The sequence below is a fragment of the Acutalibacter intestini genome (assembly GCF_034334985.1).
In the GTDB taxonomy this organism is placed as follows: Bacteria; Bacillota; Clostridia; order Oscillospirales; family Acutalibacteraceae; genus Acutalibacter; species Acutalibacter intestini.
In genome coordinates, this window is sequence record NZ_JAWXXL010000141.1 from 1 (window position 1) to 590 (window position 590).

General features: G+C 62.7%; 1 protein-coding gene. It reads right to left on the minus strand.

From position 1 onward, the window contains the following. A partial coding sequence (locus tag U8U68_RS22120; protein ID WP_322204651.1) for a peptidoglycan-binding domain-containing protein occupies window positions 1–415 on the minus strand: 415 nt, incomplete at its 3' end. Window positions 416–590 lie beyond the last annotated feature (175 nt).

A 590-nucleotide genomic window follows, 5' to 3' on the forward strand; every position in this document is an offset into this window, starting at 1 on the left:
TGTTGCGCTCATACACACCACTTGCGCCGGACGCGCCGCAATGATACCCGCGGGCGATCAAGGCGGCTTGCAGGGCCTTCACGTCTTCGCCCTTCATAAGCGGTTTTGTAATTTTCAGGACGCGGGCAACCGCCCAGCCTTCCGCAGCGGGGGCTTTTTCCTCTTCCGCGGCTCCACCGCCGCCAGCTTTGGGGGCGGCCTGCGCCGCTCCCTCTTCGCTCTGTTCCGGAATATCGCCGTTCTGATCCGGCGCATGGGCGGCTTGTTCCGTATTTTCGCCGCTTCCACCCGATCCGTTATCCGGCGCGCCGCTTTCGCCCACGGCCCCGCCGTTTCTGTTATCGGCTTCGGCGGTTTTGTCTGCCTTCGGCTTCCGTCCCGGCTTCTTCTTCGCTGTGGTCTGCTTTTCGCTCATTGTGTGCAACCTCCCTTAAAGAATATGCCCCCGCCGCCGAAGCGAACGGCCAGCGGGGGCGCGGGCTTTATGTACGCTGTTCCGTGTGCGTCTTCGGAAGGGCGAAAACGGCGGCTTCAATCGCGCCATCAACAATTTTCTTCATGTCGCCGTCAAGCTCCACCCCCGCCGCGGC